The sequence below is a fragment of the Yersinia enterocolitica genome (genome assembly GCA_002082245.2).
GTDB lineage: Bacteria > Pseudomonadota > Gammaproteobacteria > Enterobacterales > Enterobacteriaceae > Yersinia > Yersinia enterocolitica_E.
Genome location: NBTC02000002.1, coordinates 4029427 through 4042258 on the forward strand (window position 1 = coordinate 4029427; position 12832 = coordinate 4042258).

Below are 12832 nucleotides of genomic sequence, written 5' to 3' on the forward strand. Positions count from 1 at the left end.
CACTCTGGCCGCGTTCACTTTTGAGCCGCATGCTGTGCATGCTGGTGATTGCCCTGCTGCTGGCAGAAAGTATCTCTGGTTCAATTTGGTACCGTCAGTTTAGTCTGCGCAATCAGGCCAGTCTGGAAAGTACTATCAAAGGGCTGGTGCAAGGGATGCTGACTAGCTACAACTTTATGTCATCTCTGCCGTATAACTATCGCCATTTAGTGTTGCAACAACAATTGGCGTTAGGTGGCTCGCAGTTTTTTATTTCGATCAATAACCATGTATTGGATGAAGTGCAATTGCTGAACAGTCAGGCCGCCAGAACCGTGGTCTCGCAGGCAAAACAAGAACTGCGAACACAATTAGGGGAACGGCAGGCGGCGATTATCTCCCTGACACCCGCAGATCAACTGAAAGTTTTTAACGCTGGAGTTCTGGTTGATAATCTCCCCCCTGCCTGGGTACGTTTTGGTATCACTACATCCCATAAAGATGCGCCAGTATTAGTCATTCAGTTACAACTGAATTCCAATGAATGGCTGTTTCTGGCAGCACCACTGCCACCGCCTTATGATCAGTTAGAAAGCCCGTTGTTTAGCCTGCGTCAGGTCGGCTTTACCCTGTGTAGTTTGCTTCTGGTTTTACTTTTTACCTGGTGGCTGATTCGGCGTGAACTGAAACCATTAGCACGGCTAGCCCATGGCGCACTTGAACTCAATAGTTCACTGGACAGTGAACCATTGCCAGAGGAAGGCAGTGCAGAATTGGTTACCGCGACCCGTTCTTTCAATCAAATGCAAAGCCGTCTGCGCGCTTACCTGCATAATCGTGAAATGCTATTTACCGCTATCAGTCATGACTTGAAAACCCCGCTAACCCGCCTACGGTTGCGGGTAGAAATGCTAGAAGATGAGACTTTGGGGAAAAAATTTGAACGGGATGTCGCTGACTTGGAAATGATGGTCAAAGGCGCACTGCAAAGTATGAAGGATACTGATTTACATGAAAATATGGAGTCCATAGATATCATGAATTTGCTAAGGCAAACGATGGACGCCTATCTCAATGTTACTGTTTCCGGTAAAGCCAGCCCGATCTTTGGCCGCCCTCTGGCGATTAAGCGCCTACTTAATAACATCGTGGAGAATGGGCTGAACTATGGGCAGCGAGTAGAAATAATCCTGTCAGATCACCGAGATTACATCATGCTGTTTATCCGTGATTTTGGCCCCGGAATTCTCGAGGAGCAGTGGGAGAAAGTATTTAAGCCTTACTATCGTTTGCAACAGGATAACCGTGGCAGTGGGTTGGGGCTTGCTATCTCACGTAGCATTGCCAGAGCACATGGTGGTGAAGTGACATTACGTAATCATCCCGCCAGTGGGCTGATAGTTGAAGTCCGTTTACAACGCTATAACTGAGTCTAATACGCATGTTAAAGACACTATCTCTTATTTTTCTGCTGTTGGTCGCGACCAATGCCACTGCCGTTAACGTTGAAGTCCTGCATTATTGGACTTCATCCAGTGAGCAGGCGGCACTGTTATCGGTAAAACAGGCGCTGGCCGAAAAAGGGGATAACTGGCAAGATTTTGCTGTTGCTGGTGGTGCAGGAGAGAGTGCATACAGTGTATTGCAAACGCGTGCTATTGCCGGTAACCCTCCCGGGGCGGCGTTACTAGAAGGTAAGGCTATTGAGGAGTGGGCCAGACTGGGTTTTCTCTCTAGCCCTTATACGCCGGAGCAAACCGTTGAGTGGGATCAGGCTTTGCCTCTCGCCATCAAAGCCAACATTAAATATCGTGGTGAGTATGTTGCCGTACCGGTAAACATACATCGTATCAATTGGATGTGGATTAACCCGAAACCTTTCGCCAAATTGAAATTAGCCGTACCTACCACATGGGATGAGTTTTTTGCCGTAGCCGATAAGTTACAAGCTGCCGGGTACATTCCATTGGCACATGGCGGGCAGGCATGGCAGGACGCCACGGTGTTTGAGAATCTGCTGTTAGGCATGGAAGGCGGGGAATTCTACCGCCAGGTGTTTATGGAACAGCGCAGTAGTGCCATTACCAGCGAGAAGATGGTGCGAGTGCTGGAAAAGTTTCGCAAGCTTAAAGGTTATATCGACCCCGATGCCGCCAATCGTCCGTGGCATGAGTCGGTAGAAATGCTGCGCAGTGGTAAAGCTGCCATGATGATTATGGGCGACTGGGCCAAAGGCGAGATGATGCAGGATGGTGATAATCCCGGCCAAGCGTTTTTGTGTGCGCTGGCTCCCGGTACTCAGGGCTATTTTATTTATAACACGGACAGCTTTGCTATTTTGCAGCAAAACGGTAATCCAGTCGTGGTATCGGGCCAGCGCCATTTGGCTGATGTACTGATGGATAAGCAGTTTCAGGTTACGTTTAATAAACTAAAAGGCTCGATCCCCGCCCGAATGGATGTTTCTTTGCAGGATTTTGACTCCTGCGCGCAGCAGTCAGGCAAGGCGTTCCGTCAGGCGGAGGCCTCGGGTAAATTGCTGCCGAGTATGGCGCATTCGATGGCGACAGATGCACAAACCAAAGAGATCTTCTTCCACGTACTGAACTCCTTTTTTATCCATCCAGAGCAGACTCCGCAGCAGGCTGTGCAGCAGCTCAATACTGCCTTAATCGCGGTAAAATCTTAAGTTCAAGGCGTCAAAGCAGTACGCGCAAAATTAGAGAGTGCGAAAATAATTAGACCGTTAGCAATGTTAGCCAATGCTATTTAGCTTTTCCACCACCTCAGCGGAGAGTATCAATTCAGCACTGGCCAGGTTCTCCTGTAAATGTTGCGGTGATGACGTGCCAGGGATGAGCATGATATTTGGAGAGCGTTGCAGCAGCCAGGCAAGCGCAACCTGCATTGGCGTGGCCCCCAGTGACTGTGCGACTTCACTGAGTTGTGTCGACTGCAATGGTGTGAAGCCACCGAGCGGGAAAAAAGGAACCCAGGCGATATTCTGTGCAGCAAGCTCGTCGACAAGTAGGTCGTCATTGCGATTTGCCAGATTATACAAGTTCTGTACGCAGACAATGGGGGCGATTTTTTGGGCATCGGTGACCTGTTTTGCTGTCACGTTACTCAATCCAATATGGCGAATCAGCCCTCGCGCTTGCAGTTTGACCAGTGTCTCAAGGGGGGCGGCCAAGGAACCTTCTGCCGGTTGGTGGACAGCAAACATGCTACGCAAATTCACGACTTCCAACACATCAAGCCCAAGGTGACGTAGATTATCTTCGACCGCGCGGGTGAGTTCATCGGCGCTGAATGCCGGTAGCCAGTTCCCCGTCTTATCGCGTAGTGCGCCCACCTTGGTAACAATACACAGATCATTAGGATAAGGATGGAGGGCTCGTTTAATTAATTGGTTAGTAATATGCGGCCCATAAAAATCACTGGTATCAATATGTTGGACCCCTGATTTGATAGCGTCGCGCAACACCTGAATCGCCTGAGATTCATTCGAGGGTGGGCCAAATACACCTGGGCCAGCCAGTTGCATCGCGCCATAGCCGAGGCGATTAATCTGCCGATCGCCAAGTCGATAAGTAAGAGTACGTTGTGACATGGGATATCTCCTGAGTAAGTAACGCAATGATTGTAGCTGGCTTATAGCTGTGCAACTATCTGGCTAAATGAAGACAAGTTGTACGGAGTGGCGGACAATGCAAATTGATATTGCACTGCTTCATGCGGTGGTCGCGGTGGCAAAAGCTGGCGGATTTCGTGAGGCTGCACGCATGATAGGCAGTAATCCTTCGTATCTCAGCGATGCGGTGCGGCGGGTGGAACAGCAACTGGGTGTCCGGCTATTTCATCGAACCACTCGAACGGTGGCATTGACTGAGGTAGGTAGAGCACTGATGGAGCGGTTAATGCCTGCGATGAGCGAAGTTGATGCTGCACTGGATATTGTTAATCGCTTTCGTGATACCCCGTCGGGCACATTACGTCTAAATGTCCCTGTTAGTGCTGCGCGGCTGGTGTTGCCTGCCATTGTTCCTACTTTTTTGAAACGTTATCCAGACATTCAGTTAGAAGTGGTGGCCGAAAGCAACGTGCAGGACGTATTCCGTGATGGCTGCGATGCGGGTATCCGCTATGATGAATGTCTCGAGCAGGATGTAATTGCGCTTCCGATAGGAAAACGTCAGCAGCGCTTTGCTGTTGCCGCAGCTCCTGAGTATCTCGACCTGCATGGTCGGCCGGAACATCCGAGCGAACTCCTTAACCACCTCTGTATTCGTGGCCGTTATGCCAGCGGCATAGTGCCTGAATGGGAGTTTGAGCGAGACGGCGAGGTGGTGCGAGTTAAGCCAAATGGCCCGCTAATGGTTAGCATTGGTGCTGCCGTTGACCTTGCGGTGGCAACGGCGATTGCTGGCGGTGGGATAATCTATCTATTTGAAGAGTGGCTGCGACCCGCGATTGAACGTGGCGAACTTGAAGCAATTCTAACCCCCTGGTGGCAGCAGTTTTCAGGCCCATATCTGTACTATCCCGACCGTCGTCTTATCCCTTCACCACTCAAAGCGTTTATTGATTTTATCCGCGAACTAAATGGTTAACCATTTAGCGCCGCCATTATCTGGTGTCTGAAGCCAACCGGGTGATCATCAGGGTCTTAAGATAATCCGTCGCTTGAGTTTCAGCCCCCTGATCTATTTTGAATTATGGGATTATTAAATTCCCTCCGGCTCGTCATTTTCCTCATTGTTGGGTGTTTCACTGTCAACGACAAAATGAACGATTCCCCGCTTTCCCGCCGCCAGTGCCTGTTGAACCAATTCGCGGGCTGTAGGGATTTCATCTCGGTCTAGCACTGTTTCCGCCAGCATCTGCATATTGGTACCAGTAATCACTTCAAATTGAGGTTGATGCACACTCAATTGGACTGCACTGCGAAATGGGGAGCCCCCGAGCAAGTCGGTGAAGAACACCACACCGTGCTCAACAGGTAATGTATCCAGTGCCTGCTGTAACGCATGGTCTAGCTGTTGAGTACTCATACCCACCGGAAAGTCGACCGCAATGATTTGCGGTTGTGGGCCAATGACTTGTTCCACCGCGTTATACAATCCACTGGCAAAACGCCCATGGCCGGTGATGATAATGCTTACCATAAAAGGTCCTTGGGCGCTGGCCGTTAGCCAGCGCATTAAAGATTGAGACTGATTGAGGTGCTACAACACACCGAGCCATGACAGTGCGATAGACAATACAAAAGTCACCAGAATGAGCGTAACCGGGCTGACTTTCTTGGCGCGCAACAGGTAATACATCAGCAAGGTGTAGACCATGGGCAGCAGATTTGGGAAGACTTTGTCAAAGAAGGCTTCCTGAATAGAGACCTCGTGGCCCGCGGTCACCGCGACTTTTGCCGCCACGGTAATATGGACATACGAAGCAATCAGCCCACCAACGACTGTCACACCAAGGATGGTCGCTGCTCTGGAAATAGCCCCCGAACTGGCACGCAGTTTATCGATGGCTCTTACCCCCAAGGTGTAGCCCAGATGGGTCCATACCACGCGCAGTAAAAATAGCGCCAGATAAACCACGAAGAAGATGATTGGCCCCAAAATACTGCCCTGACTGGCAAAAGAGGCACAAACCCCCGCGACAATCGGCAATAAAGTGAACCAGAAAATAGCATCACCAATTCCCGCCAGTGGCCCGAACAACGCCACTTTCAACCCTTTGATCAGGTCTCGACTTTCGTGGCGTTCCTCCAGAGAGATCAGTAACCCCATCAGGAAACCAACCGCATTGGTGTTGGTATTAATAAACTCCAGATTATCTTTCATGGCGGCAGACAGAGCGGCTTTGTCATTGCCATAAATCTTCTTCAGCAACGGGGCTTGTGCACTAGCAAAACCAGTCGCCTGCATACGTTCGTAGTTAAAACCGGACTGTAACAGTGCTGACCGAAAACCCAATTTGGTGATATCCCGGCGCGTCAACTTGGTGGTTGGTTCAGTGTTGGTATCTGTCGTTGTTGGCAAGGTATTAGATTCCATCATTCATCTCCTCAGGAGCGGCAGCAGCATGGGCGGCTTTTTTCTGTTGGTTGTAATATTCGTAGATAGCGAAAGCCGTTCCCAGTAGCGCAACAGGCAACAGATTCTGTACCGGTATAAAGGTGACAAACAGGAAACCAATAATAAAGAAAGGGGTGAACGGGGTTTTCATCATAACTTTCAACAGTAAGCCGAAACCAACCGCAGGCAAGATACCACCGGCAACCTCAAAGCCATGAGTCAACCAGACTGGCATTGATCGTACCAGGCTTTGCATCGCGCCCTGTGAAACGTAAGCGCACAAGAATGTCACGGCGGCATAAGTCACAGCAACAATGGCGGTTAACAACAAGTTCAGCCGCCCGAGAGCTGCGCCATCAGCTTCTTCTGCATAACGGTCAGCCTTCTGCATAAAGAAGGAAAATGCTGAGTAATAGAACAAAATGATGTATTGCATTAAGAAGCTAAAGGGCAGGCCCAGTCCGATGGCCGTTTTCGCGTCGACACCGGTGCTGTGGGCAATCACGGTCGTCATAATACCTGCCAACACTGGGTTTGGTGGTTGGGTACCGCCAATCGGGGTCAGGCCAGTAAAGGCCAGTTCGGTCAATGCACCGGTAATCAAACCCGTTTGGATATCACCGAGAATGGCACCCGTTAAGGTACAAACGATTAGCGGGCGGAAGATATACAACGCTTCCAACCAAAAATCGATCCCGACAATCAGTGCCATGATTGCCAGCCCAATACCTTGCATCATTGTTATTTCATGCATAAATAATTCCGTCACCAAAGGCGTTGTAGGGCAGGGTATTATCGGATTAAGTCCGAGACTCTCAGATTGCTATACCCTGATGCGGCGGCTTTTTACTGGACTTTATCTTTGCCGTCACTCGGTGTGTCCTGAATAAAGACATTTACGTTATGCTGTTGAATTGCGTGCAGGTTGGCCAGATCGTTATCATCGACATACACTTTTTTGGTTAGCGGACGTTTGCCTTCCGAAAAATGCATATTCCCGACGTTCACGTCGCGGATAGGTACCCCGCCCTCAACCAAGCGGCGAGCTTCATCCGGTGTGCGACAGACGATAAAAATCTTCTGTTCAGCAGAGGCTTTACCAATAACATCAATGGTTTTCTGGATGGAGAAGAAACGGATCCCTAACCCCATGGACTCGGCGGTCATCGACATAATTTGCTGTTGGAGTTTGTCCTGCGCGACACCGTCGTCGGCAACTAATAACAGGTTTGCCCCAAGAGATGAGGACCACGCCACGCCGACCTGACCGTGAACTAACCGGTTATCGATGCGTAACAGCAGAATGTTGGGTGATGCCATGGGTATTCTCCTACTTCTATTGCAAGCGAAACGACATTGACTGCAAGCAAAAACGACATTGTCGCTGTGTGTTGATTTGCACGCCGTCGTCCCAACCACCGTTATCGGGGGAGCAAGTAAGAGTGGAAGGAAGTCCAGCGCATAGCCAGTATATGAAGGGAAGAGAAGCGGTAGGCTACATGATGATATCGTTTTGTTACCCCGTTGATAGAAAGGGCGGCAGATGTTGCAAGCTTGAAAGATAATGCTGTAAAGCTGAAAGATTGAGTTTATCTGTGGGTTGTGACAGTAACCCCGCAGATGAGGTACTATCGCGGGCAGAAATCGACAATGAACTTGCGGTGCCGATCCGCTGAAGCCAGTGATCGCCATCCCAGAGTCTGAGGATAATTGAGTAATGAGTGATTTGACTCATGACGGTGCAGAACGCTTACCGCTGCACACCTTTACTGAAAACGCCTATCTGAACTATTCCATGTACGTCATCATGGATCGGGCGTTGCCGTTTATCGGCGATGGTTTGAAACCGGTACAACGGCGTATTGTCTATGCGATGTCCGAGCTGGGGCTAAACAATAGCGCCAAATTCAAGAAATCAGCTCGTACCGTGGGTGACGTGTTAGGTAAATACCATCCACATGGTGACAGTGCTTGCTATGAAGCGATGGTATTGATGGCGCAGCCTTTCTCCTATCGCTATCCGCTGGTGGATGGGCAAGGGAACTGGGGGGCACCGGATGACCCTAAATCCTTTGCCGCCATGCGTTACACCGAATCTCGTTTATCCAAATACGCTGAAGTTTTACTGGGCGAACTGGGGCAGGGGACGGTTGACTGGGTGCCAAACTTCGACGGCACCATGCAGGAGCCGAAAATGCTGCCTGCGCGCCTGCCTAATATTCTGCTAAATGGTACTACGGGCATCGCCGTCGGTATGGCAACCGATATTCCGCCACATAACGTGCGTGAGATTGCACAGGCGGTACTGGCACTGATTGATAAACCCACGGCTTCACTGGAAGAGTTGCTGGAGTTTGTACAAGGGCCGGATTTCCCAACTGAAGCCGAAATTATCACGCCGCGTGATGAAATTCGTAAAATTTACCAGAATGGCCGTGGTTCAGTCCGTATGCGGGCATTGTGGAAGAAAGAAGACGGCAGCGCGGTAATTACTGCGTTACCGCATCAGGTTTCTGGTGCCAAAGTGCTGGAACAGATCGCCAGCCAGATGCGCGCCAAGAAATTGCCAATGGTTGAGGATTTACGCGATGAATCTGACCATGAAAACCCTACACGTCTGGTAATAGTTCCACGTACCAACCGGGTCGATCTGGATCAAGTGATGAACCACCTGTTCGCTACCACTGATCTGGAAAGAAGTTATCGTATCAATATGAATATGATCGGTCTGGATCATCGCCCATCAGTGAAAGGGCTATTAGAGATCCTGACTGAGTGGCTGGTATTCCGCCGCCAAACGGTACGTAACCGCCTGAATTACCGCTTGGAAAAGGTACTGAAACGGCTGCATATTTTAGAAGGTTTATTGATTGCCTTCCTTAATATTGATGAAGTTATTCATATCATCCGCACCGAAGATGAGCCAAAGCCACTGCTGATGCAGCATTTTGCCATTTCGGAAACGCAGGCTGAAGCTATCCTCGAATTGAAACTTCGCCATTTAGCCAAATTGGAAGAGGTGAAGATTCGTGGCGAGCAGGATGAATTAGCCAAAGAGCGTGATCAACTACAGGCATTGTTAGCATCAGAACGTAAACTCAACACGCTGATTAAGAAAGAGATTCAAGCTGACGCGGCCGCTTACGGTGATGATCGCCGTTCACCATTGACCGAACGTGGTGAAGCCAAAGCGATGAGCGAACATGACATTGTCCCTTCAGAGCCGGTTACCATTGTACTGTCTGAAATGGGTTGGGTGCGCAGTGCCAAAGGCCATGATATTGATCCGAGTGGATTGAGTTATAAAGCGGGTGATAGTTTCCGTGCTGCGGCTCGCGGTATGAGTAACCAACCGGTGGTGTTTATTGACTCAACTGGCCGTAGTTATGCATTGGATCCGCTGACCTTGCCTTCTGCGCGTGGGCAAGGGGAGCCACTGACCGGTAAGCTGACTCCGCCGCCGGGAGCAACCATTGAACAGGTATTGATGGCACCGGATGACCAGAAATTATTGATGGCATCGGATGCCGGTTATGGCTTCGTCTGTACCTTTAATGATTTAGTTGCTAAAAACCGTGCAGGTAAGACCATGATAACCTTGCCGGAAAATGCCAAAGCGTTGACGCCGTTAGAAATTCATGGGCCGGATGACATGTTGTTATCTATTACTGCCGCCGGTCGTATGTTGATGTTCCCGGTCGCGGATCTGCCTGAGTTATCAAAAGGTAAGGGTAATAAGATAGTCTCCATCCCATCGGCACAAGCGGCTGCGGGTGAAGATCGTCTGGCATGGTTGTTTGTCCTGCCACCTCAGACCTCCATCACTCTTCATTTTGGTAAACGTAAGCTCACCTTGCGCCCAGAAGACTTACAGAAATTCCGGGCAGAGCGGGGTCGGAAAGGTTCGCCGTTACCACGTGGCTTGCAGCGTATTGATCGGGTTGATGTTGATGCGCCGCCAGTACCAACCAATACCGAAGAGTAATCGTCGCTAGAAATGAATGACCACCCGGCTTGAGTTGCTGTGGTGGTCATTATTATATTGTTAGTCAGGCATCACCCCGTGAATGTAATCGATGGCAGGCGCAATTTGCGTGCGTTGTCGCGTTACATAATTATGGCGATGAATCTGCGCGGTATTTTGTGGGTAAGCCGTTATACTAGCGTCGATCGCATGTCTAAGAGTGAGTGTTTAAGAGGTTGTTATGCTATTAATTTTGCGCACGGTGCTGGCAGTTTTATATTGTATTCTGGTGTGTGTGTTTGGTTCGATTTATTGCCTGTTTAGGCCGCGAAACCCACGTAATCTTGCGACGTTTGCGCATCTGTTCGGTCGGATGTCGGTATTGTTCGGGATTACAGTTGAACAACGTATCCCCAAGGAAGCGGCGGACTACGGTACCTGTATTTATATCGCCAACCATCAAAATAATTACGATATGGTCACCATGTCGAATGTGGTTCAGTCCGGTACGGTCACGGTAGGTAAAAAGAGCCTGCTATGGGTGCCTCTGTTTGGCCCGCTATATTGGCTGACTGGTAACTTGCTGATTGATCGTGATAACCGCGCCAAGGCGCATGGCACTATTGCTCAGGTGGTTGAGCAGGTCAAAAAAAGAAATGTTTCTATCTGGATGTTCCCAGAAGGTACACGTAGCCGTGGCCGTGGGTTATTGCCATTTAAGACTGGTGCTTTCCATGCCGCTATAGCTGCTGGTGTGCCTATTGTGCCTATTTGCGTGTCCAGCACCAATAATATCAATTTAAACCGCTGGTCAAATGGCAAAGTCATTGTAGAGATAATGCCGCCCGTTGATACCAGTGGCTATGGCAAAGAGCGCGTGCGTGAATTATCGGAACATTGCCGCAACCTGATGCTGGCTAAAATTGAGCAGCTCGATGCCGAAATTGCCCAACAGGCAGAGCAGCAAGCGGCGGGAAAATAATACTATTGGCTTTTATTGATAGGTTATTGCGCGGCTTGTTTTGCTTAAAGTAAATTTTGGATTTCCATTTAAACGACTCTGGTCGTGAGCGTTTTGCCGTCCTTCAGCGTTATTCGCAGTCAGGCAAAATTTTGCAGTAGGTTTGATTGTGGTTTTCACGGAGAAGATATGTCACTCAGTCGTCGCCAGTTCATTCAGGCTACGAGCTTAGCGCTAGGCGCAGGTTCGCTGCCATTGAGGGCACAGGCTAATAGTACCCAGCAACCCCCATTACCGGTTCCACCCTTATTGGAGTCTCGTCGTGGGCAACCGCTGTTTTTGACGCTACAGCGTGCACATTGGGCATTCAGTGGCGGTCAAAAAGCCGCAGTCTGGGGGATTAACGGCATGTATCTGGGGCCGACAGTCAGGGTTTTCAGCGGCGATGATGTGAAGCTGATTTATAGCAACCGTCTGGCTGAACCGGTATCCATGACAATCAGTGGGTTGCAGGTTCCTGGTACTCTAATGGGTGGCGCGGCACGTATGATCTCCCCTGGTGTTGACTGGTCGCCGGTATTGCCGGTACGGCAAGCGGCCGCAACCTGTTGGTACCACGCCAATACCCCTAACCGTATGGCACCTCATGTATATAACGGGCTGGCAGGGATGTGGCTGGTGGAAGATGAAGTCAGTAAAGCGATGCCATTGCCGAGTCATTATGGTGTCGATGATTTCCCGATTATTATTCAGGACAAGCGGCTTGATAATTTTGGCGTGCCTGAATATGACCCGCCAGCCAAAGGTGGCTTTGTTGGCGATACATTGCTGGTCAATGGGGTGCAAAGCCCGTTTGTCGAAGTCTCTCGTGGTTGGGTTCGATTACGTCTATTAAATGCCTCTAACGCTCGTCGCTACATCTTGCAACTCAGTGATGGCCGCCCTTTGCATGTTGTTGCCAGTGATCAGGGTTTCTTGCCTGCGCCCGTGGCCGTACAGCAGCTTTCGCTGGCTCCCGGTGAGCGGCGCGAAGTGGTGATTGATATGTCACAAGGCAATGAAGTCTCCATCACGGCGGGTGAATCTGCCGGTATCATGGATAGGCTCCGTGGGCTGTTCGAACCCTCAAGTATTTTGATTTCTACGCTAGTGCTAACATTAAAACCAACCGGTTTATTGCCGCTGGTGACCGATAATCTGCCGATGCGTTTATTAGCCGACCAGATTTTGGACGGCAACGTGATTCGTTCCCGTGAGTTCCGTTTGGGTGATGATTTACCGGGCATTAACGGTGCTATTTGGGATATGAGCCGTGTGGATGCTCAGGCCCAGCAAGGGACTTGGGAGCGCTGGACTCTGTATGCCGACATGCCACAGGCATTCCATATTCAAGGGGTCTCCTTCCTGGTGAAGAATGTCAACGGCGCGCCGGCGATGGCCGAGGATCGCGGCTGGAAGGATACTGTTTGGGTTGATGGTGATGTAGAGCTACTGGTGTATTTCAATCAGGTTTCCTCTGAGCACTTCCCGTTCTTGTACTACAGCCAGACACTTGAGATGGCGGATCGTGGCTCTGCGGGGCAGTTAGTGACACAGGCCGCACCAACACTTGGGTAAGGCGTTAGGTTAAGGGTTACCGGGTTCGGTTGATATAAGATTAGTGCTTACTTGGCCTCAGATGAGCAAAGAGCGAATATCAACCGCAACCTAATCCACTCTACATTCACTCACTTGATGGTGTGAGCCTGGTAATCAAAAGATATATCCTTCCTCTTTACGTGGAGAAATGCGTATAATCGCCGCCCGGTGATGATTTCTTAACCCGAACCACCTCAACTTTCC

12 protein-coding genes are annotated in these 12832 nt (G+C 49.9%); 6 read left to right on the forward strand and 6 right to left on the reverse strand.

Translation table 11 applies throughout. The features are described 5' to 3' along the window. Positions 1-29 precede the first annotated feature (29 nt). Positions 30-1409 carry a HAMP domain-containing protein gene (locus A6J66_019925; protein PNM27087.1) on the forward strand — a complete coding sequence of 460 codons (1380 nt, stop codon included), beginning with the start codon at positions 30-32 and terminating at the stop codon, positions 1407-1409. Between the two features lie 11 nt (positions 1410-1420). Then, positions 1421-2668, forward strand: a complete 1248-nt coding sequence (locus A6J66_019930) for a carbohydrate ABC transporter substrate-binding protein (GenBank protein PNM26233.1) — start codon at positions 1421-1423, stop codon at positions 2666-2668. 66 nt (positions 2669-2734) lie between these two features. On the opposite strand, the gene A6J66_019935 is transcribed toward A6J66_019930, so the two are convergent. Continuing rightward, on the reverse strand, positions 2735-3592 hold the full coding sequence (locus tag A6J66_019935) for an oxidoreductase (protein ID PNM26234.1): 858 nt from the start codon (positions 3590-3592) through the stop codon (positions 2735-2737). Between the two features lie 97 nt (positions 3593-3689). On the opposite strand from A6J66_019935, the gene A6J66_019940 reads away from it, so the two are divergent. Beyond that, positions 3690-4592 (forward strand): LysR family transcriptional regulator, encoded by a 903-nt coding sequence (locus A6J66_019940; protein PNM26235.1) that lies wholly within the window; start codon positions 3690-3692, stop codon positions 4590-4592. A 114-nt stretch (positions 4593-4706) separates the two neighbouring features. On the opposite strand, the gene A6J66_019945 is transcribed toward A6J66_019940, so the two are convergent. The 5 genes from A6J66_019945 to A6J66_019965 form a co-directional block, all read right to left on the reverse strand. Further along, on the reverse strand, positions 4707-5183 hold the full coding sequence (locus tag A6J66_019945; GenBank protein PNM26236.1) for a PTS N-acetylgalactosamine transporter subunit IIA: 477 nt from the start codon (positions 5181-5183) through the stop codon (positions 4707-4709). 24 nt (positions 5184-5207) lie between these two features. Beyond that, on the reverse strand, positions 5208-6047 hold the full coding sequence (locus tag A6J66_019950; GenBank protein PNM26237.1) for a PTS N-acetylgalactosamine transporter subunit IID: 840 nt from the start codon (positions 6045-6047) through the stop codon (positions 5208-5210). Then, entirely contained in the window at positions 6034-6819 is a 786-nt protein-coding gene (locus A6J66_019955; protein PNM26238.1) for a PTS sucrose transporter subunit IIBC, read from the reverse strand. Before A6J66_019955 ends, A6J66_019950 begins: the two co-directional genes overlap by 14 nt. Positions 6820-6911: 92 nt before the next feature. Next, entirely contained in the window at positions 6912-7385 is a 474-nt protein-coding gene (locus tag A6J66_019960) for a PTS N-acetylgalactosamine transporter subunit IIB (GenBank protein ID PNM26239.1), read from the reverse strand. Between the two features lie 196 nt (positions 7386-7581). Beyond that, positions 7582-7800, reverse strand: a complete 219-nt coding sequence (locus A6J66_019965) for a hypothetical protein (protein PNM26240.1) — start codon at positions 7798-7800, stop codon at positions 7582-7584. Between A6J66_019965 and parC the strand changes: the two genes are divergently transcribed. The 3 genes from parC to A6J66_019980 all read left to right on the forward strand — a co-directional run bounded on the left by parC (position 7783) and on the right by A6J66_019980 (position 12607). After that, positions 7783-10050 (forward strand): DNA topoisomerase IV subunit A, encoded by a 2268-nt coding sequence (gene parC / locus A6J66_019970; protein ID PNM26241.1) that lies wholly within the window; start codon positions 7783-7785, stop codon positions 10048-10050. The two genes, A6J66_019965 and parC, sit on opposite strands and share 18 nt — an antisense overlap. 220 nt (positions 10051-10270) lie before the next feature. Continuing rightward, positions 10271-11011 (forward strand): 1-acyl-sn-glycerol-3-phosphate acyltransferase, encoded by a 741-nt coding sequence (locus tag A6J66_019975; protein ID PNM26242.1) that lies wholly within the window; start codon positions 10271-10273, stop codon positions 11009-11011. A 168-nt stretch (positions 11012-11179) separates the two neighbouring features. Next, positions 11180-12607 carry a cell division protein FtsP gene (locus A6J66_019980; protein ID PNM26243.1) on the forward strand — a complete coding sequence of 476 codons (1428 nt, stop codon included), beginning with the start codon at positions 11180-11182 and terminating at the stop codon, positions 12605-12607. The last annotated feature ends 225 nt before the right edge of the window (positions 12608-12832 follow it).